Below are 23,698 nucleotides of genomic sequence, written 5' to 3' on the forward strand. Positions count from 1 at the left end.
GCCAGCAGATTTCCCTAATTGACCTTGATTGACGCAAAAGTGTTTTGCGCCATAAGCCTTTATCCGCAAAAACGCAGGCGTCAGAATTCGCTCAGGAATTCAACTCATAGAAATTCATGTCCAATATTCATTCCCCCTCGCAGAGCAGCGCGGCCGTGCCGCTGCTGGCACTCGCCATCGGTGCCTTCGGCATCGGCACCACTGAGTTCGGCCCGATGGGCATGCTCCCGACCATTGCCCAGGGCGTCGGCGTCTCCATCCCCTCGGCGGGCATGCTGGTCTCCGCGTACGCCATCGGCGTCATGGTCGGTGCGCCGATCATGACCCTGCTGCTGGCCCGTTGGTCCCACAGCAAGGCCCTGATCGCGCTGATGGCGATCTTCACCGTCGGCAACCTGCTGTCGGCCCTGGCACCCGATTACCTCAGCCTGATGGTGGCGCGGGTGGTCACCAGCCTCAACCACGGCGCCTTCTTCGGCCTGGGTTCCCTGGTGGCCTCCAGCCTGGTGCCACGGGAGAAACAGGCCAGCGCCGTGGCCGCCATGTTCCTGGGGCTGACCATCGCCAACGTCGGCGGCGTTCCTGCGGCGACCTGGCTGGGCCAGCAGATCGGCTGGCGCGAGTCCTTCGCGGCGGTGGCGATGCTCGGCGTGCTCGCCATGGCCTCGCTGCGCTTCGCCTTGCCGCCGGGCGGCAAGGGCCATGTGCCGGACGTCGGCGCCGAACTGCATGCCCTGACGCGCCCGCCGGTGCTGATGGCGCTCGCCACCACGGTGCTGTGCTCCGGCGCGATGTTCGCGCTGTACACCTACATCAATCCGTCGCTGGAGGTGCTCACCCAGGCCTCGCCGGCCTTCATCACTGCCATGCTGGTGCTGATCGGCATCGGCTTCACGATCGGCAACACGGTCGGCGGCAAGCTCGCAGACCGCTCCGTCGATGGGGCGCTGATCGGCTTCCTGCTGGTGCTGGTCACCAGCATGTTGGCTTACCCGTGGTTCGCGCAGACCCAGCTGGGCGCGGCCGTGGCGCTGCTGGTGTGGGGGACGGCCGCCTTCGCGGTGGTGCCGCCGCTGCAGATGCGTGTGATGCGCGCCGCCACCGCCGCCCCGGGGCTCGCATCGTCGGTCAATATCGGCGCCTTCAACCTGGGCAACGCGCTGGGTGCCGCGCTGGGCGGGGCCGTCCTGCAAGCCGGCGGCAGCTATGCGGCGGTATCGGTTGCGGGTGGCACGCTGGCGGCCTTGGGCCTGCTGCTGGTGCTCGTCCAATTGCGAACCAGCAGAAAGCTGGTGCCGGCGACCGAATCCATCTGAACGCCGCCGGCCGGCCCCGGTGGGCGTCATCCACCTCCTGTGGGCTACCGACGAGCCGACGGTGTTGCAACCGGTGGCCAGCCGCCCGACTCAATCGGGAATGACGATCCCGGTGCCCGTCTTCACCTTGTCCAGCGCAATCAGGGTGCGATAGCGCGCCACGAGATCATTGGTCGCAAACAGCTTGCGGGTCAGCGCCTCGTAGGTCCGCATGTCGGGCGTCACGATGACCAGCACGAAGCTGCTCCCGCCCGTCACGTAGTAGCACTGCTGCACCTCCGGAGCTTCCCGGAAGATCGCCTTGGCCGCATCGACGGTGCTCGCGCGCTCGTCCTGCAAATGCAGCTCGACGATGGCCGTGATGGTCAGCGGCACCTTGTCCGGATCGACGACCGCCGTGTTCTGCGTGATGACGCCGGCCGCTTCCATCGCGGCAATCCGCCGTTGCACCGCCGCCGCCGACAGGTTCACCTCCTCGGCGATGGCGCGCTGGGGCGTCTTGTTGTCGTGCTGGATGATCCGGAGGATGGCCCGGTCAAAGCTGTCCAGCAACCTGTGCGGCTCGGGCTTTCTCTTCATGGGGCGAGTTTTTGTTGCATTTCCAGGCCGATAATAGCGGAAATTAATCTGATCTCCGATGCTACGCTTCATCGATCAAGAGATTCGGATTGCGGCAGGTATTCAGTGGGCAATGGAAAAAACTCGGCCGCCATTGGCAAGGGCATCGGTTTCGGAATGGGCGCCGGCGCCCTGTGGGGGCTGGTTTTTCTGGCGCCCGAACTGGTCAGGGAATTCTCCCCACTGCAAATCAGTATTGGCCGCTATTTGCTTTACGGGGCGATTTCGGTGCTCTTGATCTGGCCGAAACGGCACGCCATTTTTGCCCGAATAAGCCGTCGGGAATGGATCGCGCTGACCTGGCTTTCGCTGACCGGCAACACGCTCTACTACGTCCTGCTGTCCAGCGCCGTGCAGCTCGGCGGCATCGCCATGACTTCCCTGGTGATGGGTTTTCTCCCCGTCGCGGTGACCCTCATCGGCAGCCGCGACCATGGCGCCGTGCCCCTCCCGCGGCTCATGCCGTCGCTGCTGCTGTGCATTGGCGGCGCAATGTGCATCGGCTGGCAAGCCATTGCTCAACTGGGGGCCGGCGAAGGGGGTACGCACGCCGCGGGGCTGGCGTGCGCAATCTGCGCGCTGGTGTCGTGGACCAGCTACGCCGTCGGCAATCAGCGATGGCTTGTCCGCCTCGGCAATACCATTTCTGCCCAGGAATGGAATCTGCTGATCGGCATTGTGACCGGTGCGCAGGCCCTCGCCATGATCCCGCTCGCCCTGGCCTTCACCAATGGCCAGCACGGCGAATCCGCATGGCTGCGTCTTGCCGCCGTATCAATCGGGCTGGCCGTCTTCGCGTCGATTGCCGGCAACGCCTTCTGGAATTCCATGAGCCGTATATTGCCTTTGACGCTGGTCGGGCAAATGATCCTTTTCGAAACGCTGTTTGCGCTGCTTTATTGCTTTGTCTGGGAACAACGCCTGCCGACCTTGCCCGAGGCGGCCGCTTTCGTGTTCGTGGTATTCAGCGTCATTTCCTGCGTGACGGTGCATCAGAGAAGGGAATCGGGAATTCCTGCAGTCCAGTCCTGAAGCGTTCATGATTGCGGCGCAATAGGGGAATAAGAAGCCTGCTATTCGGGCACATCAGGAAGAGAGTGCCGAAAAGATAGATGAACAGTCCGGCTGCGGCAACGATGCCCAGGACGATGAAAGCCGCGCCATAGCCGAAATGGTGTGCGATCCAGCCCGCGAGTGCCGGACTCATGGCCACCCCCGCGCCCTGGATTGCCATCACCGCGCCGAGCCCCGCATTGACGTTTCCGGTGCCCTGCAGGATGGAAGCAACCAGTCCAGGCAAGGCGACCCCCAGCAGACCTGCTCCGATTCCGTCGAGGGCCTGGACTGGAATCAGTGCCCATGGGGATTCCCAGCAACCGGCGATCAGGCCCCGCAAGGGTAAAGCCAGCAGGGCGGCAATGATCAGCGTCCGATATCCGTGCCGGCTGGCATGCCATCCGGCCCACAGTGCAGCGGGAATCATGACCAGTTGGGCCACGATGATGGTCGATGCCGTAAAAATGCTGGGGTCCGCCAGCCCACGCGTGACGATCGATTGCGCAAACAAGGGCAGCATCGCGGCATTACCCAGATGGAACAGCAGCATGGTGATCGCGATGAGGCCCAGTTCGCGCGAGTCCGTCATCACTTGCCGGATGGACGGCGGGGCGCGGCAATCTTGAGTTGGCGGGCTGGGTACCAGATCACCGCCACGAGCACGCTCATGGTCGATGTCCTGCGGACGGATCTTCCACAAGCAGGCAAGCGCTGCGCAGGCCATCACCACCATCAGAACGAACACGGCCGACAGCCCCCAGCGGTAGCCCGCCAGCCCGGCCAATCCGGCTGCGACCAGATTGCCGGCATGGTTCCAGGCCTCGTTGACGCCCAACTGCCAGGACAGATCCCTTCGCTCAACGACGCCCAAGGTGATGCCCGTGATGGCGGCCCCCATCAAGGCGCCCACGACACCGGTCACCGCCTGGGAAGCGGCAACGACCCCGAACGACGGCGTCGTCCATAGCGCCGCGGTGGCGAGCGTGAGCACGATGGTGCCACTCGCCAACAGAAGCCGCTTGTGGCGCGATGCGTCGACCCAGGCGCCCATCGGTGTCGTCGTCAGCATGCAGGCGACACCGCCCAGGGCCATCACATAGCCAATGTCATCGGCCCGCCAGCCCTGGCTGGCCAGAAGCACACCGAGAAAGGGCCCGAGACCGTCACGGACGTCGGCCAGGAAGAAGTTCAGCCCGGAAAGCCAGTTTTGCGAGCTGGTGTGCGTGGAGAGCATGGCCATCATCGGCTCCTAGTTCAACGGGCCTTTGAAGACGAAGAACGCGCCCAGGCAGATGAAACCAAAGCCCACCAGATGGTTGAGCGTGAGCCGCTCACCGAGATAAACGACGGAAAAGACCGCAAAGACGACCAGCGTGATGACCTCCTGCATCGTCTTGAGCTCTGCGGCGCTGTAGATGGCGTGGCCGATCCTGTTGGCGGGAACCGCGAAGCAGTATTCCGCCAGGGCGATCAGCCAGCTCACCAGGATCACCAGGTAAAGGGGGCGCTCTCCGAACTTGAGGTGGCCATACCAGGCAACCGTCATGAAGGCGTTGGAGACGAGAAGAAGGGCGATGGGTAAGACTTTGGGGGGCATCGGGGGGATTCCAGTATTTACGGTGCGCGCTCGTAGAGGGGTTGCAGAGCGGACAGGGTCGTGCCCATGCTGATGGCTTCCAGGGATGTGCCAAACGCATTGCGGGTGCCGAGTCCGGACGCCGCGAACGGCGCGCCCGTCTGCACCGAAAGATGCAGGCTTTCAGGCGGAAAGCGGACGATGCTGCCGTTGCTCAGGATGACGCCGTTGGCCTCTCCCCGCGGCCCGGTGAGCACCGTTTCCACGCGGCCCTCCACCTGCTGGGGCTGCAGTCGCTGGGCGCGCAGGTGGGGCGGCAGGGCCCGGCCCGCGCCAACCGGTGGCGGCTGGTCGTATAGGGCACGCCCGCTGCCGGTGTGGACGATGGCGTCGGCCCTGAGCGTGCCTCCCGCTTCCGCCCGTCCGATGATCCGGACGGCGTCCCCGACCTTGACCGCCGCTGTGAGTGCATCGGCCATGTGCGGCGGGAATCTGGCAATCGTTCCGTCGCTCAGGCGTAGTCCGTCAACCTCACCGTAGGGATTGATGAGCATCCGCTGGACCTGGCCTTCCACGGCGTACTGGCCCATTGGCGCAGGGGCCTCGAACCGTTGATGTGGTGGCGGGGGCAGATGAGGGGCCGGACCGGGCGGCACGGCGTGGGCGCTCAGGTTGCACAGGCCGAATGCCAGCGCGACGGACGTGGCGGGGAAATGCGCGGACATGGCGAAGCTCCTTGGGTTGGGAAAAGCACCCAAGCTGTAGCGCAAACACCATGCCAATGAGAGTTTTAGTTAAATCAACGGCTTGAAATCGCGTGATGGTATCCGCCGTCCGTTCTGGTGACGTCGGAGTGTCACCGGATCGGACACCGGCCTTTGTGCGGCAGATTCAGTCGAGCTTGAACTCGGCCAGCTTGCGGTAGAGCTGCTGGCGCGACAGACCGAGGCGCCGCGCCGCCTCCGCGCGGTTGCCGGCCGTTGCCGCCAGGGCACGCACGATCATCTCGCGTTCCACGCGGGCGACGGCCAGTTCCATCGGGCCGTCCCAGTCGATGTCCAGGCCCGGGGCGGACGCCGTGGGTGTCAGCAGGCCGATATGCTCGACATCGATGACGGCGCCGTGGCTGAGGATGGCCGCGCGTTCCATGGCATTGCGCAGTTCGCGCACGTTGCCGGGCCAGGGGTGGGCCAGCAGCAACCGGGCTGCCGCCGCGCTCAGCCGCTTGGGCGCGTCGCCGCCCAGCAGGCGCAGAAAGTGTTCGGCCAGCGGCAGCACATCGCCCAGGCGCTCGCGCAGCGGTGGCAGCCACAGCGGCACCACCTGCAGGCGATACCACAGGTCCTCCCGGAAGCGCCCCTCCCTGACCGCCGCGGGCAGATCCCGGTGCGTGGCCGCGACAATGCGCACATCCACCGGCTGGGCGCGGTTGGTACCGACGGGGGTGATCTCGCGTTCCTGCAGCACCCGCAGAATCTTCGCCTGGGTGGACAGCGGCATGTCGCCGATCTCGTCGAGGAACAGGGTGCCGCCATCGGCCTCGCGAAAGCGCCCGAGGCGCTCACTGACGGCGCCCGTGAATGCCCCTTTGACGTGGCCGAACAGCTCGCTCTCCATCAACTCGGCCGGAATCGCGGCGCAGTTCACCGCGACGAAGGGCCTTGCCGCTCTGCCGCTGTTGCGATGCAGGGCGCGTGCCACCAGCTCCTTGCCCGTCCCCGTCTCGCCGAGGATCAACACCGTGGCCTCGCTGTCCGCCGCCAGCCCGATGCGCTTGAAGACCTGGCGCATCGCTTCGCTGCTGCTGACCAGTTCGCTGCTGTCCGCGGGCGCTCTTGCAACGGGCGCTGCGCCGGCCTCCTGATGTCGGTCCGGGGCATTGGCTTCCTGCCGCAGGGCGCGCCCGAGCGTTTCGACCAAGGTTGCCCTGGCCACCGGCTTGGTCAGATGGTCGAACGCCCCCAGGCGCATCGCCTCGATGGTATTGCCGCCACTCGCATAGGCGGTGAGCATGATGCAGGGCACCTGCGAGATGTGCGCCGCCCGGCGCAGGAAGGTCAGGCCATCCTCTCCCGGCAGTCGCAGGTCGACGATGGCCGCATCCACGTCCTCGCTGCGCAGCGTGTGCAGGCCGGCGTCGGAGGTTTCGGCCTGCAGCACTGAATGCCCCAGGTCCTGCAGCGTTTCCGCAAGGCTGTCGCGGAACGCCGCGTCATCGTCGACGATCAGGATTCGGGCCACGGCAGCTCCATCTCAATGCGTGTTCCCCTGGCCGACCCGGCGAGTGCGACCTGCCCGCCATGGCCCTGTACGATCTCGCGCACGAGCGCCAGCCCCAGGCCGGTGCCGCCCGCGCGGGACGTGGCAAAAGGCTCGAACAGCGTCTCGCGCAGCTCGGCCGGTATCCCGCAACCATTGTCTGCCACCCACAGCAGCAGGGCGCCGCGGCGCGTGCGACTGGCACCGAGCTCGACCTCGCCGCCTTCTCCCGTGTGCGCCAGCGCGTTGAGCAGCAGGTTGTCGAAGACCCGGGCCATTTGTATCGGGTCGAACAGCGCGAGTCCTTTTGCGGCGTCGGCCAGCTCCGGTTCAAGCGCCAGCGTGATTCGTACGCCACTCCTTTGCGCAGCCTCGGCGTGGGCGCCGCGCCGCGCTTCCAGCCAGCCCTGCAGGTCGACGGCCTGACGCTCCGCGCGGAACGGTTGCGTCAAGGCCAGCAGACTCGACACCAGCGTCTCCAGGCGTGCGGTCTGGGACAGCACGGCATCCAGCGCACCCTCCACGCGCGCCTCCCGCAACTCCGCCGGTGCCGCCAGCGCGTTCTCCACCTTCATGCGCATCGTGCCCAAGGGGTTGCGGATCTCGTGCGCCAGCCCGGCGGAGACGCGTCCCAGCGTGGCCAGGCGTTCGGACTGGGCCAGCTGCCTGCGCAGATCGCTCGACTGACGCTGCCAGCGCGAAATCATCCAGCCCAGCCACGCACCCGAGACCACGACCAGTGCCAGCAGCAGGCTCACCGCGAGGATCAAGGTGTTGACCGTTTCTGTCGCCAGCAGCGGCACGCGCATCAGCGTCCACGCGACCAGGCGCCGGTCATCGGTGTCCACGGGGCAGGCCGCGAAAGCCACCGCCTCGCGCAAACCCGGCCGCACGTCCGCCACGAGGCCTGCGGAATCCTGCGCACGCTGGGCCGTGGCGGCAATGCGCTCCAGTTCGGCGCTCGGCGGATCGCGCTTGATTCCCGTGCCGTCATAGGTTGGAAAGGCGTAGGCCACCACCCCCGCATCCGCGCGCCAGAATCCGCCCTCCATGCCCGGCTGGTCGCGTAGCGCCAGATCGAGCACCGCCTGTGCCGCGGCAGCGGCCGCGGCCATGGGATGGGACGGACCGTTTGCCGGCGGAAACTGCTGACGCATGCGCGCCGCACCCGCTTGCAGCGCCTGGCAACTGGTCGAGGTAAGCTGGCGCGCCCGCGCAATCTGGGGGCCGGCGCTCTGGCGGCTGAGCAACAGCAGCAACCACCCCAGCACAAGCGCAACCGCAGCGATGGAAAGCCAGAGGATCAGCAGATCGCGTCGAACGGATGGTTGCTGCGGCAGATCAGGTTTCCTTGATGTGAAGCTCCGCCGGGGAGCCGGAGATCGTTCCGGTGATGGACACCACCTTGCCAGAACGGACATTGCCGCGCAAGAAACGGCCGGCTCGCCGAAAGCGGTCATTGCAGACCTGGAGAAGCCGACGTTCCGGAGCGTTTGAGTTACGGCGCGACCAGATTGGCAAGGTGTTCCGCCGACATCGACGGCAGGAACTCGACGATCTCGTAGCTGGCGATCTCTTCTCGGTGAAATGGATCGCTCTGGATAATGCACTCGACTTCGGCACGGGTTCCTGCGGTTGCAAGGATTACGCCACCCGTACGCGGTTCTTTACGCCCCGAAAGAAGGAGATTTCCCGCTGCGTAATAGCGTTTCAAGAACTGGTGATGCTCTCCAACGAAACGATCAACTTCGGATAACGGCTCAACGTAGTTCAACAGCACGACAAACATGCCCGCGGGCTTTGTCCTTGGCGAGTGCTCACTGCTCATCCTCCGGGTGAAGAGGCGAATAGCACCATTCAAATGCGTGCAAGACATCCGATGCATCAGCATCGAACTCTGCGCGATAGTGGTGTTGATGAGGGAACTGGATACCAGGAGTTCCTTGTTCGAAACCAAGCTCCCGTAATGCCATGGCAAAGCGCTCAGTTGCGCCGTAGGCGTAGATAAGATCGTGGCGATCCCAGATAACGGTTGCATTTTCACTTGGGGAGTACGCCCAGATATCGAAGCGGGCGTCTCCAGACAGGAACGCGGCGTAACGTTCCAGAAAGGACTCCAGCTTGTCGAGGCCGATAGACGGACTCTGGTACCGTCCCGCTTGGCCTTCGCCGCGCGGGGTGTGGAGTACGTAGAGCAAGAAATACGGCGCTTCGATGGATTCAACCAGACGCTTGAATATGGTGACGCCTCCAACTGGTACCCCCGCAACGAGACGTTCATTTCCATCGCTTACGATTTCGGTTCTGAACGTGGCTGGATGGGAATGCGCGATCCACGCATCGCCTGATTGGCGCGAGAGCTTATGCATATGACGTTCTGTGTGAAGGGTGTTGAGATCAGTGTTCAAGCCGCCTGGGTGTTACCTTTATGGCACGAGGGTGCTACCGCAGAGCTCGATCCATTTCCCTCCCCGAAACCTTGCACCAAGCATGTGTTCTTCGTCCCACGGGACGTTGAAGCACATCTCCGTAGCGAGTTTTCCGTCAAGTTCGATGATTGCCACGGCTCCCGGCACTAGCAGGCGTAGCGCGTCCTCGGGGCAGGATACTTGTGGAAGGGGGCCCCGCTGTGCTGCCAGGTGCCCCTTCATAGTGGCTTCGGCGTAAGGCTCATAGTGTTCGTAAAGCGCCTGCTTCAGTTCGGGGGCAATGTGGGCAAAATCCGCGGGCAGGTTCATGGCGTGCTGAAATGCGTGGGGATCTGGGCCCTTGGGAGTGCCATCAACAATGAGTGGGACCGTGCCCACGCCCGGAAAGGAAATCTGTCCCCGCCAATATCCGCGGCTCCGTTGGAGCGTGCCGAGGGAAGGGTGGTGGAAGTCTTCCGTCCTGAAGAGTCCGAACATGCTTTGCTCCCGACGTCCGAGGTTGAATCAAGCTGCGTTGTGCTTGGCTTGTCGCGTGGCCCCGGGTGATACGCGATCAAGGCCGATATCAGCTCCCTAGGATCGTTGTTATTCCCGACGACGACCGATGTCTGCAGGCCGAACGGCTATGCTTCATTTGCCTCGTGCCTCAAATCGATCGACCCATTCGTAATACTGTGCCAGTTCCGCCTCTCGGCCTGGTTTCCCTTCGAGAGTGGCGACATGGTGGCAGACCAGATAGAACTCGTTCTCGCTCCGAATGAAGCCACGTGCTTTGATCTTGTCCAGGCGTGCCGCGTCCTTGGCCAAAAACTCCGGATAGTGCGTTGTGATCGCGGCTGCAAGGGCGTCCATTGCTACTTTTCTAGATGCAGATTGCATCGATCTCAGTGCCATGGGTGTCTCACGCAGACCCTGCTCCATTCCTGCCGCAAAGACAGAGCGAGGTGCGTCCTCGGGGCTGATATATTGATTCCTAATACTTCCCCAGCCGTCGACAAGCTGCTTGGCGAGTGGATCATCCATCGCACCAATAGTGGCGTGGAATTGGTCGAAAACAGCGACGAGCTTGGTCAGCTTATCAACACGCGCCATGGTGTTTCCTTCATGCACTACGGTGAAAGTAACTGGACAGCAGACGTGCATTCAATGCCCGGGTGATCCGAGAATATTTGCTCGGCAGTTGGACTGCGCAGTCGGTTCTGGCTGCAAACGAACAGTACGTGCTTCATGGTTTTGGTTGTGCCCAGCGTGCAAGGTGAGGAGTGCGAGTTGCCATGCTCCCATCTGCTGCCAAGCGCTTCAGTTGAGTACGTCACTCCGCGTGCATGTGGCAGGTGGGCTTGACACCGCGGGTGTCCACTTCGCTCGTCAATGTATGCATTTGACGTAATCTCATCGTAATATTCCGGCGCGCCGGCGATGGCTGTCCGCCTTGCGGACCCGCCCGGTGCGATCTTCCCTATCTCACCCGGAGCCACGCCATGACGCAGAACCTCGTTTCCCTCGATCTGTCCGCCGAAGCCCTTGCCATGCTGGATCAGGCGCTCACCAACATCGAGCGGGTCTTCGAGCCCTTCATCAGCCTGTCGGCCGACGAGGTGCGGGCGCTCAGCAAGATGGGCGACAAGTCGGAGCAGTTCTGTCGCCAGACGGCGCTGGTGCTGGAGCACAACCGGGACATCCTGCCGCCGAGCTTTTCGGTGCCCGAGATGAAGCGCGATTTCGCGGCCTTCGATGCGTTGCGGCCGCGCCTGATGCGCTTGCGCGAGGTGATGGCGAAGGCGGAGGACACCGAGACGGCGCTGGGCAGTGACATCCTCGTGGCGATGCTGGAAGGGTATGCGTTGATGAAGATGTACGGGAAGAGCGAGGGGCTGGAAACCCTGCGCAAGGCGATGCTGGTGCGCAACCCCGGTCGCAAGACCAAGCCCGCCGAAACCACGGCCTGAGGGCGGATCGCGGGACGGGGCGGTGGCGTTTTTCGGGGGCGCTTGCCGAAAATCGGATGGAATTATTCCGGTGATGGAAAGTAACTGTCCGACTTTCGGTGTTTGAACTCGAAGTTTCGGGATCCACGGTCGAATGTTCGGCCGATCTGCTCGAATATTCGAGCCCAGGACTCGAAGTTTCGAGCTCAAAGCTCGAAGTTTCGGATTCAGGGCTCGAACATTCGAGTTCCGAGCTCGAAACTTCGACCGTCGAGTCCGAAACTTCGGGCTCCGTACCCGAAAAATGGAAAGTGAATATCCACCCCGGCGTGCGCGGGGCCGGATGGCCCACGGCCCCCTGTCCTTCGCGGCAAAAATCCCGGAAGATCGCGCCTCTTGAATCGCCCCGCCCCATTCCGGCGGCGGGGCTGCCATTGGGGCCCACTCACATGAAGATCCTTCGAACCGCTGCCGCGCGCCTTGCGCTGCGGGGCCTGGCGCTGGCCTGCGGGCTGGCGGCGGCGCCGGCCTTTGCGGACATGACCATCGTGATCCTGCGCCATGGGGAGAAGCCCGCCGACGGGCTGGGCCAGCTGACCTGCCAGGGGCTCAACCGCTCGCTGGCGCTGGCGCCGCTGCTGCTGTCGCGCTTCGGCGCGCCGGATGGGGTGTATGCGCCCAATCCGGGGGTGCTGAAGAAGGACAAGGGCGTGCCCTTCAATTATGTGCGCCCGCTGGCCACCATCGAGCCGCTGGCGATCCGCGCCGGCAAGCCGGTGACCCTCGGCGGCGGCATGGAGGACATCAAGCCGCTGGTGCACCAGGTGCTCGCCCACCCGACCGGCACCCACGTGATCGCCTGGGAGCACCACTGGGGCGAATCCCTGGCGCGCCTGTTTCTCAAGACCTTCGGCGCCGATCCCAAGGCGGTGCCCAAATGGGCCGACGACGATTACGACAGCCTGTATGTGATCCGCGTGCAGCAGGCCGGCCACGACGCGCCAGTGGTCCGTTTCAGTGTCGAAAAGCAGGGCCTGGACGGGCTGCCCGAGGCCTGCGCGGTGCTGGCTCCCCCGCCCGTACCCGCAGCCACTGTGGTACCGGCCGTCGTCGAGTGAGGCTGGCCTGATCTGCCGCCTGTATTTGCAGCAAGGAAAGTTGGAAGCATGAGCGAAGAAAAGAAGGAGCCGTGGCTCAACGGCATGTCCCTGGCCACCGTGGTGCTGGCCGTGTGCGCAACCCTGTCCACCTTCAAGGGCGGGTCGTTCTCGACCCAGGGGGTGGTCAATCAGGCGCTGGCGTCGGACCAGTGGGCCTTCTACCAGTCCAAGAGCACCAAGCAGCACCTGTTCGAGGTGCAGGTGGAACAGTTCCGCCTGCAGGCCATGGCCCTGCCGCCGGACAACCCTGCCGTGCCCGCCTACCAGCAGAAGATCGCCGAATACCAGAAGGAGATCGAGCGCTACAAGCAGGAGAAGAAGGACATCGAGGCCAAGGCCCGCGCCTTCGAGGCCCTGCGCGACGAAGCCAAGCTGCACGGCCGCCCCTTCGGTCTGGCGGTGATCTTCCTGCAGGTGGCCATCCTGCTCAACTCGGTGGCCGGCCTGGTCAAGGCCAAGCGGGTGTGGTGGACCGCGATCCCCATCGGGCTGGTGGGGGTGGCGCTGTTTGCGGATGGGTTCCTGGGGTTTCTTTGAGGCTCGGCACGGCCTTCTGCCGGCGGTGGGCGCTCAGCCGCGATGAAACGCCCTCTGCATACTGCACGGCCGCGCCGGGTGGTCGTGGGCGGAGGCGCGGGACGGGCCGCTAGGTGGGGGCACGGTTCACCCGCCGCAGCCGGCCCAGCAGCAGCGGCACGAAGCCGATGAGGATGCCGCCGATGCCCATCACGTCGGTGACGGCATCGAAGCTGGGAATGCTGTAGATGGCGATGAAGACCATGAACAGCGCGGCCAGCAGCGGCCACAGCACGTAGGACACGGCGTCCACGGCGCCGCTCGTCAGCCGGGCGCGGTAGTGCCAGGCGCAGGCGAAGCCGGCCAGGCTCATGTAGAAGCAGATCTGGAAGCCGATGGCGAGGATGGAGCTTTGCAGGATGCGGCTCACCGACGGCATGTAGGACGCGCTGAACAACAGCAGCACGCCGAGCAGCCAGATCACCAGCGTGGCCAGCCACGGGGTCTGCCACTGGGGGTGGATGTCGGCGTAGCGGGGGTGGAGCATCTGGTCGCGGGCCATTGCGAACATGCTGCGGCTGAACTGCAGGATCTGCGTCTCGATGGTGCCGATGGTGCTGAGAATGGTGGACAGTACCGCCAGGTAGTTCCACGGCGGCGGAAAGAGCTTGTTGGCGATGGCGTACAACACGTTGGTGTTGGCCGTGGCGATCTCCTCGTCGCTGAGCACGATGAGGACCACGACCATCATGATGATGAAGAACAGGATCAGGTTCACCATCGCCCAGAAGGCGCCCTTGCCGGCCGGGTGGGCACCGTCCGTGCCGTCGTGGCGGGTTTCCTCGCTGAGGTTGAGGGTCACGTCCCAGCCCCAGTAGAAGAAGATCGCCGTCAGCGCGCCGGTGGCGAACAGCTGCGGCGTGAAGGAGAAGGGCGAGAACCAGATGACCGACGGCACGTGGGCCGGCCGGCCGCCGAATTCGACGAAGGCGCCGACGATCAGCGCCAGCACCACGGTGGTCTCGGTGCCGGTGAGGAGCAGCTGCGCGTAGCTGGAGTGCTTGATGCCGCGGGTCACCACGGCGGTGACCAGGGTCAGCCAGATCGCCGCGGTGAAGGTCACCCAGGCGGTGCTCTCGACCTTGTCGGGGGCGAGCAGCACCAGCGTCGACGTGGCCGCCGGGACGGTGGCCGAGACCATGAAGAAGATCGACGCGACCAGCAGCCCCCAGCCGGCGAAGAAGCCCCACCTGCGCCCGAAGACGTGGCCGACCCAGGCATAGGCGGCGCCGGCGTCGGGGGTGATTTTGCACAGGTGGAAGAAGGCCAGCATGATGCCGAACATGATCAGGCCGCAGTACAGGATGCTGCCCACCGACAGCACGCCCACCGCGGCGACGATGGTGGCGGTGGTGACGGCGACGCTGAAGGCCGGCGCGGTGCCGGCGATGCCCATCACCGCCGATTCGAAGGCGCCGAGGGCGTCCGGGGCCAGTTTGCGCTGGATGTCCATGCGGGCCGGGCTTCAGGCGGTGGCCAGCAGCGCGACGGCGGCGGCGAAGTCGTCCACCACGGCGGCCGGGCGGTGGGTGGGGTGGTGCTCGTCGGCCGGGCGGAACTTGCCGGTGCGCACCAGGATGCCGGGAATGCCGGCGGCGTGGGCGCCGCCGATGTCGTCGGCCAGGTCGTCGCCGATCAGCACGGCGTCGGCGGGGGCCACGCCGAGTTCGTCGAGCACGGTGCGGAAGAAGGGCTCGGCCGGCTTGCCGACCACCTCGGCCTGGCGGCCGCTGCTGTATTCCAGGCCGGTGACGAAGGCGCCCATGTCGAGGGTGAGGCCGTCGCGGGCCATGAAGTAGCGGTTGCGGGCCATCACGATGAAGGGCAGGTCCTGCATCAGCAGGCGGAAGACGGTGTTCAGCGCGTCGTATTCGAAGTGCGGGCCGGCGTCGCCGATCACCACCGCGTCCGGCTCGGCATGGCTGGCGCCGATCTCGCCGGCGATGTCGGGATGGACCAGGTAATGCGGATGCAGGCCGCGCTGCGCCACCAGCCGGCGGGTGGCCAGCACGGCGGTCTGGATCTCGTCGGCCTGGATGTCGAAGCCCATTGCCTGAAGGCTGGCGACGATGCGCCCGCGCGGGCTGCGCGTGGTGTTGGTGAGGAAGCGCAGCGGCAGGCCGCTGGCGCGCAGGGCCTCGAGGGCCTGGACCGCGCCGGGGATGGCCTGGTCGTCGATGTGCAGCACGCCGGCCAGGTCGATCAGCACGGCACGGGGGGCGGTGGGCAGGGGCATGGATGTCTCTCCGTTCGGCAGCGGCCCGCCCCCATCGCCGCGCCGGCGGGCGCGCGTCCGCATGGCGGGGCAGGGATCCTGCTGTCAGGCTAGCACTGCGCTACAAGGCCCGCCACGCCGTCATTTACACGCTTTTACCCCCGCTAGCGCGCATTGCCGCTTGCCCAACCGAAAATGACCCCGTGTTTCCACCGGGCGGGCCCGCTCCCGCCGCTTCCATGTCGATTGGGCAATAACAAGATGGCTATTTCGCGAAACTGGGTCACGCCGATTGCGGCCGGGACCTTTCTGCTGTCCGCGGTGACGGGCGTACTGATCTTCTTCCACCTGGATTCGGGCCTCAACAAGCTGGCCCATGAATGGCTGAGCTGGCTGCTGCTCGCCGGTGTGGTGCTGCACGTGGTGGCCAACCTGGCGGCCTTCAAGCGCCATTGCACGTCGCGCATCGGCGCCGGCGTGATGGGGGCCTTCGCGGTGCTGCTGGCCCTCAGCTTCGTCAGTGTCGGGGCCAAGCGCGAGCCGCCCTTCATGGCCTCGGTCCGCGCCCTGTCGGACGCGCCGCTCGCCACGCTGGCCCAGGTGGCCCGCAAGAGCCCGGAGCAGATCCGGGCGGTGCTGGCCGCCGAAGGTCTGCCCGAGGCTTCCGACACCCAGAGCCTGGGGGAACTGGCCGGGCCGGACATGGGCCAGCGCGCGCGCCTGCTGAAGAAGGTGCTGGAAACGAAGGTACTGGAGGCGCCTGGCCGCTGAGCGGACCCTCTTGCCCGCCGCCGGGCCTTCAGTGGAAGCCCAGGCCGAAGCGGGCGCGGCGTACCACCGGGCGGCCGGCGGCGTCGGTTTCGATGCGGTGGGTGGCGCCCGGCGGTAGGGGCGCGCCGGCCGGGGCGAGTTGCTTGTTGGCGATCAGCATCGACAGCCAGGCCTGGGCGTCGGCCCGGGCGGCGTCTGCGGCGGCGTCGCCGTCCAGCCAGTCGAGCTCGCCGGCCGCCGTCAGGCGGACCCGGCACGGAAAGCGCACCGGGGCGTAGAGGGTGGCGCCGTGCCCGCCGTCGAGGGCTTGCAGGCGGGTGACCTGCAGGTCGTAGCTGCCGTCGGGCCGGTGCACGTCGATGCCGGCCAGTTCCAGCCCGCGCCCGGCCAGTCCCGCTAGTAGCAGGGCTTCATCGGGGCTGGGAGCGGGGATGGCTTGCGGGTCGGTCACGGGGCTGTCCGAAGTGTTGGTGGAGGCCGGCGGGGCCTGCGTCCCGCCGGAGTGGCTGTGTCAGTGGTGCGTGCAGCATGGGCCACAGTCTATGCGCAGGCGGCGCAGGACGAGGTCCTTGCCTTCCCGGCGCAGCTCGTGGGTGTGGGTTTCGTGGGTGTCGGGGGCGGTGGTCCGGGCGATGAGCCCGCGGGTCTGCCCGCCTTTCTCTTCCTGGGGCTTGAGGCGGCCCCGGCGCAGCAGGTGTTCCAGGAAGGCCCGGGCGGCATCGGTGGGCGCGGTGTCGGGCGACGAGCCCATGCCCCGCGCCCCGCCGGCCACCGCCAGCGAGCTTGCTTGGGACGGGGCGAAGACATGCACCTCCTCGTCGCTGAGGCCGTATTCGGCGACCGACAGGCTCAGGCGCGCCAGTTCGGCGGCCGGTTCGGCCATGCCGCGGGGGCTGGCGGTTTCGGTGACGGCCGCCGCCGCGGGGGACAGGATGCCGTGGCGGACGAAGGCGCTCTTCAGGGCCTGGGCGTAGGGCAGGGCGGCGAACTGCTGTTTGGCGGCGAGGATCATCTGCGCCGCCACCTGGCTGTAGAAGGCCGGCACCACCGCCGCACTGCCAATGCCGGCGACGAGCAGCGTGGCGGCGTCGTGGCTGGCGCTGAGCAGGCTATTCTCGTCCTGGCTGGCCTGGGCCTTGAACATGCCGGCCAGCCCTTCGAAGAAGGCGCCGGTGAACACGCGGGAGAAGGAGTGCGCTTCGGCGCTGAGCACCGATGCGGGCCCCGAGCTGGGTAGGTGCTGGGGCGCGGTGTAGGAGAAGGAATTGACCGCGTTGCGCAGGCAGTCGCTTTCGACGGCGTCCGGGTAGCTCTGGCGGATCGCCCAGCCGAGCTGCTCGGCCAGGCGCGACAGGGCGCTGGAGCGGTAGAGCACGCCCTGGGTCTCGGCGAGTACGCTGTGGCGCACCGACGGCAGTTGCAGCGCGGTGAGCAGGGCGCTCATGTCGCCGAAGGATTCATGGAAAGCGGCCACTTCCAGGCTGGCGGCGTCCCACAGCTGCGGCTTGATCGCATCGAGGAGGGCGTGGCCCAGTTCGTGGCAGACGACGTCCGGGCTTTCGCCGGAATAGAAGGTGCGGCCCCGCACGCTGCCGTGGAAGAAGCGCAGGCCGACCCGGTCGTAATAGGCGTTGAGGTCCTGCCCGTGGTCGAGGTCCACCGGCAGGGTAGTGCCGACCTGCCACTGCACGCCAGCGATCAGGCCGCCCCAGAAGTCGGAGCCGCGGCGCAGCGCGTCGGCGCAGGCCCAGTAGCGGAACTCGGCGGTGGCGGGCATGTACACCCCGGCGGCGGGGGCGCTGGACGGGTGGGTGATCTTGGTGGGCAGGGGCGTGGCGGACAGCTTGGGGACGCTACGCTGGACCAGCGTGCCACCGTCCGCTGCGGCGCTGGCGCCCGGGTCCTGCTCCCAGGCGTTGATGAGGCTGGCCGTTGGGGTCGGCGTCTTGTGCGGTTTTGGCGGCTTCGGTGTCTTGGGCGGCTTGGTGCTGCTCTTGGAGGGTTTCTTGCTGCCCGCGTCTGAAGAAGTCTTGGCCATGATCATCCCCCTTCCAGGTGTGAGCCCGGCGGTGGGGCCGCGGCGCGGCACTGTCCGTCCGGGCCGGGTTGTTTGGCCCGCTTGCCTGTCACTGGCGGGCTAAGGCCAGTCTAGCCCACGATGGTGCAATGTAAATGTGCTCGCGCGGGGGATGCCCCCCGCATCGGCGGGCTCAGGTGCCACGGCCGGCGAGGGACTGGAGCAGCGCCGCAAAGAGCTGGCCGGGATCGAAGGGCTTGGCGATGAAGTCGTCCATGCCGGCGGCCAGGCAGCGCTGCCGGTCGTCGGCAAAGGCGTTGGCGGTCATGGCGATGATCGGTGTATGGGCGTGGCCGGGCAGGCGGCGGATCTGCCGGGTGGCATCGAGGCCGTCCAGGTGCGGCATCTGCATGTCCATGAGGATCAGGTCATAGCGGCCGGAGCGGGCCCGGGATACCGCTTCGAGGCCGTCCACGGCGATATCCACGGCAAGGGCCACATCCTCGAGGAACAGCCGGGCGACCTCGCGGTTGGTGGGTTCGTCCTCCACCAGGAGGACGTGGCTGCCGGCGAAGCGTTGGCGCAGGGTGTTTTCGGCGTCGGTGATGTCTGCCGGGCATGCTGCCTTGGCCGTGTCTGCCGCATGCTTGAGGCGGGCGGTGAACCAGAAGGTGCTGCCCACGCCGGGGGTACTCTCGGCGCCGGCTTCGCCGTGCATCAGTTGGGCCAGCTTGCGGGTGATGGCGAGGCCGAGGCCGGTGCCGCCGTATTGGCGGGTGGTGGAGTTGTCGGCCTGTTCGAAGGCCGAGAACAGGCGGGCCAGCGTGTCGGGGGCGATGCCGATCCCGGTGTCCTGGACGGTGAAGCGGACCCACGCGCTGTCGCCGTCGTCTGCGGTGAGCTCGCAGCTCAGCCGGATGTGTCCGGCGTCGGTGAACTTCACCGCATTGGCGAGGTAGTTGAGCAGGGCCTGTTGCAGCCGGGTGGCGTCGCCGCGCAGCAGCGGGGCCGGGTTTGGCGAGAGGGCGATGCTCAGCTGCAGCGGTTTGCCGTGTACCCGGTCCTGGACCATCGCGGCGGCACGCTGCAGCAGGGCGTGCAGGTCGATGGGATCGTCGGCGAGTTCCAGCTTGTCGGCTTCGATCTTCGACAGGTCGAGCACGGTGTTGATGATCTCCAGCAGGTGCTGGCTGGCGTCCTCGATCTTGGTAAGGCGGCCTTCCTGTTGCTCGTCCACGCCATCCCGGCGCAGCAGGTGCACCATGCCGTTGATGGCATTGAGCGGCGTGCGGATCTCGTGGGACATGTTGGCGATGAAGGAGCTCTTGGCCTGGTTGGCGGCGATGGCGGCCTCCCGTTGGGCACGGGTGCGCTGGGTCCGGATGCCGAAGCTGAGGTTGGCGGCCAGCTCTTCGAGCAGCGTGATTTCATCCTTGCCGAAGGCGTTGCGCTCCGCCGCATAGATGGTCAGCGCGCCGAACACGGTGCCGTCGTGGCGCAGCGGCAGGGCGATCGACGAGCGGTAGCCCCGCTGGGTGGCGGCCGTGCGCCAGGGGGTGAGGCCCGGATTGCTCTCCACGTCCTGGTTGATCTGCGTCTCGCCGGACCAGATGGCGCTGCCGGTCGGGCCGCGGCCGATGTCCACTTCGTGGTCCCAGCTGATCCGCACATTGTCCAGATAGCCCTCTTCATAGCCCGAGCGGGCGACGGGCTGGACCGACTTCTGCGGGTCGTGGTCTGCGTAGCCGACCCAGGCCATCACGTAGCCGCCGGATTCGACCACCAGGCGGCAGATGTGGTTGAGCAGTTGGCTTTCGTCTTCGCCGCGCACCAGCGCCAGGTTGCATTCGCTGAGCAGGCGCAGGGCGCGGTTCAGGCGGCGTTGCTCTTCGTGGGCTTTCTTGCGGGCGGAGATGTCGGTATGGATGCCGATCATGCGCAGGGGCTTGCCGGAGGCATCCCATTGCACGATCTTGCCGACGGATTCGAGCCAGATCCACTCGCCATCGCGGGTGCGGCGGCGGTATTCCATGTTCTCCGGGCCGCCGCCCTGCAGGCAGGCGGCGAACTTGTGCTTCAGGGCTTCCACATCTTCCGGGTGGATGTTGGCGAACCAGTTGGAGAGGTTGGTTTCGAAGTCGCTGCCGTCGTGGCCGATGATGCTGGCGTAATTGGGGCTGACGTCCACGCGGCCGCTGGGCAGATCCAGGTCGAACCAGCCCTGGTTGGAGACGCCGAGGGCCAGGCGCAGGCGCTCCTCACTCTCGTGCAGGGCTTTCTGGGCTTCGGTCCTTTCGGTGATGTCCTCGTAGATGCCCAGGACCCCGATGATGTCGCCATCGGAGCCCGTGAGCGGCACCTTGGAAGAGCGCAGGTAGATCTGGTGGCCGTCCGGTGTGGTCTGCGGCTCTTCGTAACCGAGTTTGGGCTTGCCGGAGGTGATGACCGCCTGGTCGTCGGCCCGGTAGATGTCGGCTTCCGGTGCCCAGGTGAGGGCGTAGTCGTCCTTGCCGATCAGTTCAGACGGGGCCGACTTGCCGGCATCCCGCGCGAAGACCGGATTGCAGCCGAGGTAGCGCAGGTCCCGGTCTTTCCAGAAGACGCGCATCGGTACCGTGTCGATGATGGTCTGCAGCAACCTGCCGGATTTCTCCAGCGCGTCCTTGGCTTCGCCGAGGGCGATCCGGGCCTGGCGGTGTTCGGCCAGTTCGCGCAGCAAGCGCAGCGTGTTGCTGGACAGGGTGGCGTAGATCGACAGGATGATGTCGATCAGCGTGCGGGTGGCTCCGCTCATCTGTCCCGCAGCATGCCGTTTGGCGGCATCCAGCGGCATGCCGTCCTGGATGGCGCACACGGTGTAGGCCATGGCCCGGTCGGTTTCCAGGATATGGGAGGCCAGCCAGCGTGTCAGGAAACCCAGGGCCTCTTCGGCGACTTCGGTTTGCCGGCGGGTGTCCAGGCTGTCGCGGGTCTGCTGGACGTAGCGGACGAAGGAGGCGTGGTTGTCCCGGTGAGCGAGTTCATGGGCGTCGCCTCCCATGAACGTGTTCCAGATTCGTTCTTCGGTTTCGAAGTGGTAGACGGTATAGGCGGCCAGTTCGTCGAACAGCGGCGCCAGATCCAGTTCGTCCGCTTCCAGCGCGAGCTGGCCGGCCAGTCGGTTGAGCAGATGCACCAGCTTGCGGTGTTGCTCATCGATGGTGGGCAGGCCCGTGTTGAAGTTATCGTCCCACGGGAAAATGTCGATGGTATTCATGGAGGGCGGCGGCGGCGGCGTGCTTCGGATTATTGCCCGGTTTGGGGCGGAGAGGCCGTGAATAGTGTGTGCGGGTGCGTCTTTTTTGCTGATTCTCGCCCGGTTCCTGGCAGGAGGCGCCTGCCGGCGCCATGACCACGCTGGCCTGACCATCACGTTGCGAATGGATGGCCAGGCCGGGTACAGTCGCCCGGTCGTCGTCTGGTGGTGATCCATGAACAAACTGATTGCAGAGTTGCAGCGGCTCTTCTTCTACCCCGGCCTGTCGCCGGATGAAGCGGCCTTGCTGAGTGGGGCGGCGCAGGTCTTCGATCCGCTGGGGCCGGACGGGCAGCTGCGGGCGATGGTGCTGGGGGTGAATGGCGCGGATGCCTGGGACCATGTGGCGGCCCTGTGGCAGGCGGTGCAGGATGACCTGCAACTGCCGGCGCCGGTGATGGCGGTGACGGGGGCGGACGGTTTCCAGCTGTGGTTCCCGCTGGCCGATCCGGTGCCGCAGGCGAAGGCAGGCAGCTTCCTGGCCGGGCTGTGCCGGCGTTATCTGGCCGAGGTGCCGACGGCTCGGCTGACACCGTGTCCGGGAACGACGGTGCACGTGGTGCCGGGCATCAACGCCGCCAGCGGCAAGTGGTCGGCCTTCATCGATCCGTCGATGGGGCGGGTGCTGGCCCATGAGCCGTGGCTGGACATCGCGCCGAATCCGGAGCGCCAGGCCGACTTGCTGGGTAATTTCCTGCGCATCGACCGGTCCGCCTTCGAGCGGGCGCTGGTGCAGCTGGCGCCGCCGCCTGTCGTGGCGGCGCCATCGGTGGTGGCCGAGGTGCAGTCGGGCCTGCCGGCGCTGCCGACGATGGGCTGCACTGAAAGGCTCGGCGTCGAAGGCCATTTCGGCGATCCGCAGAGCTTCCTGCTGGCAGTGATGAACGACCCGACCGCCAGTGCAGCGCATCGCATCGACGCGGCAAAGGCGCTGCTGCCCTACTGGAAGTAGGGCGCCGTTCATGCAAAACGGGCCGTCCCGAGGGGCGGCCCGTTTTATTTCCAGCAGGCTGGCGGGACTCAGCCGAGCTTCTTCTTCAGCAGCTCGTTCACCTGGGCCGGATTGGCCTTGCCCTTGGAGGCCTTCATGCACTGGCCGACCAGCGCGTTGAAGGCCTTTTCCTTGCCGGCGCGGAATTCTTCGACGGACTTCTGGTTGGCGGCCAGTACTTCGTCGATGATTGCCTCGATGGCGCCCGTGTCGGTGACCTGCTTGAGGCCCTGGGCTTCGATGATGGCGTCGGCGGACTCGCCTTCCTTGTTCCACAGTGCCTCGAAGACTTTCTTGGCGATGGCGTTGGAGATGGTGTTGTCGGCGATGCGCTGCACCAGGCCAGCCAGTTGTGCGGCGCTGACGGGGCTGGCGGTGATGTCCAGCTCGGCCTTGTTGAGGCGCCCGGCGAGTTCGCCCATGACCCAGTTGGCGCAGGTCTTGGCGTTGGCGGTGCCGGCGGCGGCGACGGTGTCGAGGTAGAACTGGGCCACTTCGCGGCTGGCGGTGAGGGTCGTGGCGTCGTAGGCGGACAGGCCGTATTCGCCCTGGAAGCGGGCCGACAGGGCTTCCGGCAGTTCGGGCAGCTCGCCCTTCACGCGCTCGATCCAGGCGCTGTCGATCACCAGCGGCAGCAGGTCGGGGTCGGGGAAGTAGCGGTAGTCGTGGGCGTCTTCCTTGCTGCGCATGGCGCGGGTTTCGCCGGTGTCCGCGTCGAACAGCACGGTGGCCTGCTGGACCTTGCCGCCGTCCTCGATGAGATCGATCTGCCACTGGATCTCGTAGTCGATGGCCTGCTGCAGGAAGCGGAAGCTGTTGAGGTTCTTGATCTCGCGGCGGGTGCCGAACTCGGCCTGGCCGCGGGGGCGCACGGAGACGTTGGCGTCGCAGCGGAAGGAGCCTTCCTGCATGTTGCCGTCGCAGATGTCGATCCAGCGCACCAGCGCATGCAGGGCCTTGGCGTAGGCGACGGCTTCGGCGGACGAACGCATGTCGGGCTCGGAGACGATCTCGAGCAGCGGGGTGCCGGCTCGGTTGAGGTCGATGCCGGTCATGCCGTGGAAGTCTTCATGCAGGCTCTTGCCGGCGTCTTCTTCCAGGTGGGCGCGGGTCAGGTTGACGACCTTCTCGTAGGCGCCGCCCTTGCCGTCCGGCACCAGCAGCGTGATCTGGCCGCCCTGCACGACGGGCAGTTCGTACTGGCTGATCTGGTAGCCCTTGGGGAGGTCGGGGTAGAAGTAGTTCTTGCGGGCGAAGATGCTCTTCGGCGCGACGGTGGCGCCGATGGCCAGGCCGAAGCGGATGGCCCGCTCGACGGCGCCCTTGTTGAGCACCGGCAGCACGCCGGGCAGCGCGATGTCCACCGCGCAGGCCTGGGCGTTGGGCTCGGCTCCGAAGGCGGTGCTGGCGCCGGAGAAGATCTTGGACTGCGTGTTGAGCTGGGTGTGGATTTCCAGCCCGATGACGACTTCCCAGTCGGTTCTGCTCATG

Annotated in this window: 23 protein-coding genes; 7 read left to right on the forward strand and 16 right to left on the reverse strand. The window is 66.1% G+C overall.

The window, feature by feature from the left end; genetic code table 11:
• The first annotated feature begins 116 nt into the window (after nucleotides 1–116).
• Nucleotides 117–1,316: an MFS transporter gene (locus AC3QL2_RS13045; RefSeq protein ID WP_493230814.1), complete on the forward strand. Its 1,200-nt coding sequence runs from the start codon at nucleotides 117–119 to the stop codon at nucleotides 1,314–1,316.
• A 90-nt stretch (nucleotides 1,317–1,406) separates the two neighbouring features.
• Here the strand turns inward: AC3QL2_RS13045 and AC3QL2_RS13050 are convergent, their stop codons facing one another.
• Nucleotides 1,407–1,895, reverse strand: coding sequence for an Lrp/AsnC family transcriptional regulator (locus AC3QL2_RS13050; protein ID WP_493230816.1), 489 nt, complete (start codon nucleotides 1,893–1,895; stop codon nucleotides 1,407–1,409).
• A gap of 105 nt (nucleotides 1,896–2,000) precedes the next feature.
• On the opposite strand from AC3QL2_RS13050, the gene AC3QL2_RS13055 reads away from it, so the two are divergent.
• The gene (locus AC3QL2_RS13055; RefSeq protein WP_493230818.1) at nucleotides 2,001–2,966 is read left to right on the forward strand and encodes a DMT family transporter; all 966 of its coding nucleotides are present in this window, start codon (nucleotides 2,001–2,003) and stop codon (nucleotides 2,964–2,966) included.
• Here AC3QL2_RS13055 and AC3QL2_RS13060 read toward each other — a convergent pair.
• The 9 genes from AC3QL2_RS13060 to AC3QL2_RS13100 all read right to left on the reverse strand — a co-directional run bounded on the left by AC3QL2_RS13060 (nucleotide 2,905) and on the right by AC3QL2_RS13100 (nucleotide 10,346).
• The gene (locus AC3QL2_RS13060; protein WP_493240257.1) at nucleotides 2,905–4,233 is read right to left on the reverse strand and encodes an MFS transporter; all 1,329 of its coding nucleotides are present in this window, start codon (nucleotides 4,231–4,233) and stop codon (nucleotides 2,905–2,907) included. The genes AC3QL2_RS13055 and AC3QL2_RS13060 overlap by 62 nt on opposite strands.
• Nucleotides 4,234–4,239: 6 nt before the next feature.
• Nucleotides 4,240–4,587, reverse strand: a complete 348-nt coding sequence (locus tag AC3QL2_RS13065) for a DMT family protein (protein ID WP_493230821.1) — start codon at nucleotides 4,585–4,587, stop codon at nucleotides 4,240–4,242.
• A 17-nt stretch (nucleotides 4,588–4,604) separates the two neighbouring features.
• On the reverse strand, nucleotides 4,605–5,291 hold the full coding sequence (locus AC3QL2_RS13070) for a hypothetical protein (RefSeq protein ID WP_493230822.1): 687 nt from the start codon (nucleotides 5,289–5,291) through the stop codon (nucleotides 4,605–4,607).
• Between the two features lie 166 nt (nucleotides 5,292–5,457).
• The gene (locus AC3QL2_RS13075; RefSeq protein WP_493230823.1) at nucleotides 5,458–6,807 is read right to left on the reverse strand and encodes a sigma-54-dependent transcriptional regulator; all 1,350 of its coding nucleotides are present in this window, start codon (nucleotides 6,805–6,807) and stop codon (nucleotides 5,458–5,460) included.
• On the reverse strand, nucleotides 6,792–8,084 hold the full coding sequence (locus AC3QL2_RS13080) for a sensor histidine kinase (protein WP_493230824.1): 1,293 nt from the start codon (nucleotides 8,082–8,084) through the stop codon (nucleotides 6,792–6,794). The genes AC3QL2_RS13075 and AC3QL2_RS13080 overlap by 16 nt, the downstream gene beginning before the upstream one ends.
• A 239-nt stretch (nucleotides 8,085–8,323) precedes the next feature.
• A complete protein-coding gene (locus AC3QL2_RS13085) occupies nucleotides 8,324–8,614 on the reverse strand; it encodes a YciI family protein (RefSeq protein ID WP_493230825.1) in 291 nt (96 codons plus the stop codon).
• Between the two features lie 28 nt (nucleotides 8,615–8,642).
• Nucleotides 8,643–9,233 carry a hypothetical protein gene (locus tag AC3QL2_RS13090; protein WP_493230827.1) on the reverse strand — a complete coding sequence of 197 codons (591 nt, stop codon included), beginning with the start codon at nucleotides 9,231–9,233 and terminating at the stop codon, nucleotides 8,643–8,645.
• An 18-nt stretch (nucleotides 9,234–9,251) separates the two neighbouring features.
• Nucleotides 9,252–9,731, reverse strand: a complete 480-nt coding sequence (locus AC3QL2_RS13095) for a DUF6985 domain-containing protein (RefSeq protein ID WP_493230828.1) — start codon at nucleotides 9,729–9,731, stop codon at nucleotides 9,252–9,254.
• A gap of 153 nt (nucleotides 9,732–9,884) precedes the next feature.
• Nucleotides 9,885–10,346 (reverse strand): hypothetical protein, encoded by a 462-nt coding sequence (locus tag AC3QL2_RS13100; RefSeq protein ID WP_493230830.1) that lies wholly within the window; start codon nucleotides 10,344–10,346, stop codon nucleotides 9,885–9,887.
• A 389-nt stretch (nucleotides 10,347–10,735) separates the two neighbouring features.
• Between AC3QL2_RS13100 and AC3QL2_RS13105 the strand changes: the two genes are divergently transcribed.
• From AC3QL2_RS13105 to AC3QL2_RS13115, 3 genes are all read left to right on the forward strand, one after another.
• Nucleotides 10,736–11,203: a hypothetical protein gene (locus AC3QL2_RS13105; protein WP_493230832.1), complete on the forward strand. Its 468-nt coding sequence runs from the start codon at nucleotides 10,736–10,738 to the stop codon at nucleotides 11,201–11,203.
• A 428-nt stretch (nucleotides 11,204–11,631) separates the two neighbouring features.
• Entirely contained in the window at nucleotides 11,632–12,300 is a 669-nt protein-coding gene (locus AC3QL2_RS13110) for a hypothetical protein (RefSeq protein ID WP_493230834.1), read from the forward strand.
• 48 nt (nucleotides 12,301–12,348) lie between these two features.
• Nucleotides 12,349–12,879: a DUF4337 domain-containing protein gene (locus AC3QL2_RS13115; protein WP_493230836.1), complete on the forward strand. Its 531-nt coding sequence runs from the start codon at nucleotides 12,349–12,351 to the stop codon at nucleotides 12,877–12,879.
• 109 nt (nucleotides 12,880–12,988) lie between these two features.
• Here AC3QL2_RS13115 and AC3QL2_RS13120 read toward each other — a convergent pair whose 3' ends face one another.
• Nucleotides 12,989–14,371, reverse strand: a complete 1,383-nt coding sequence (locus AC3QL2_RS13120) for an APC family permease (protein WP_493230838.1) — start codon at nucleotides 14,369–14,371, stop codon at nucleotides 12,989–12,991.
• Between the two features lie 12 nt (nucleotides 14,372–14,383).
• Entirely contained in the window at nucleotides 14,384–15,154 is a 771-nt protein-coding gene (locus AC3QL2_RS13125; RefSeq protein ID WP_493230839.1) for a TIGR01458 family HAD-type hydrolase, read from the reverse strand.
• 240 nt (nucleotides 15,155–15,394) lie between these two features.
• On the opposite strand from AC3QL2_RS13125, the gene AC3QL2_RS13130 reads away from it, so the two are divergent.
• On the forward strand, nucleotides 15,395–15,904 hold the full coding sequence (locus AC3QL2_RS13130; protein ID WP_493230840.1) for a DUF4405 domain-containing protein: 510 nt from the start codon (nucleotides 15,395–15,397) through the stop codon (nucleotides 15,902–15,904).
• A 28-nt stretch (nucleotides 15,905–15,932) separates the two neighbouring features.
• Here the strand turns inward: AC3QL2_RS13130 and AC3QL2_RS13135 are convergent, their stop codons facing one another.
• The 3 genes from AC3QL2_RS13135 to AC3QL2_RS13145 form a co-directional block, all read right to left on the reverse strand.
• Nucleotides 15,933–16,355 (reverse strand): hypothetical protein, encoded by a 423-nt coding sequence (locus AC3QL2_RS13135; RefSeq protein ID WP_493230841.1) that lies wholly within the window; start codon nucleotides 16,353–16,355, stop codon nucleotides 15,933–15,935.
• 60 nt (nucleotides 16,356–16,415) lie between these two features.
• On the reverse strand, nucleotides 16,416–17,942 hold the full coding sequence (locus tag AC3QL2_RS13140; RefSeq protein WP_493230842.1) for a gluzincin family metallopeptidase: 1,527 nt from the start codon (nucleotides 17,940–17,942) through the stop codon (nucleotides 16,416–16,418).
• Nucleotides 17,943–18,114: 172 nt separating this feature from the next.
• Nucleotides 18,115–21,177, reverse strand: a complete 3,063-nt coding sequence (locus tag AC3QL2_RS13145) for a bacteriohemerythrin (RefSeq protein WP_493230843.1) — start codon at nucleotides 21,175–21,177, stop codon at nucleotides 18,115–18,117.
• Between the two features lie 214 nt (nucleotides 21,178–21,391).
• On the opposite strand from AC3QL2_RS13145, the gene AC3QL2_RS13150 reads away from it, so the two are divergent.
• Nucleotides 21,392–22,168, forward strand: a complete 777-nt coding sequence (locus tag AC3QL2_RS13150; RefSeq protein WP_493230844.1) for a hypothetical protein — start codon at nucleotides 21,392–21,394, stop codon at nucleotides 22,166–22,168.
• Between the two features lie 68 nt (nucleotides 22,169–22,236).
• Here the strand turns inward: AC3QL2_RS13150 and gatB are convergent, their stop codons facing one another.
• Nucleotides 22,237–23,697 carry an Asp-tRNA(Asn)/Glu-tRNA(Gln) amidotransferase subunit GatB gene (gatB, locus tag AC3QL2_RS13155; protein ID WP_493230845.1) on the reverse strand — a complete coding sequence of 487 codons (1,461 nt, stop codon included), beginning with the start codon at nucleotides 23,695–23,697 and terminating at the stop codon, nucleotides 22,237–22,239.
• Nucleotide 23,698: the final 1 nt, after the last annotated feature.

The organism is Zoogloea sp. GW822-FHT05C07, from assembly GCF_058800215.1.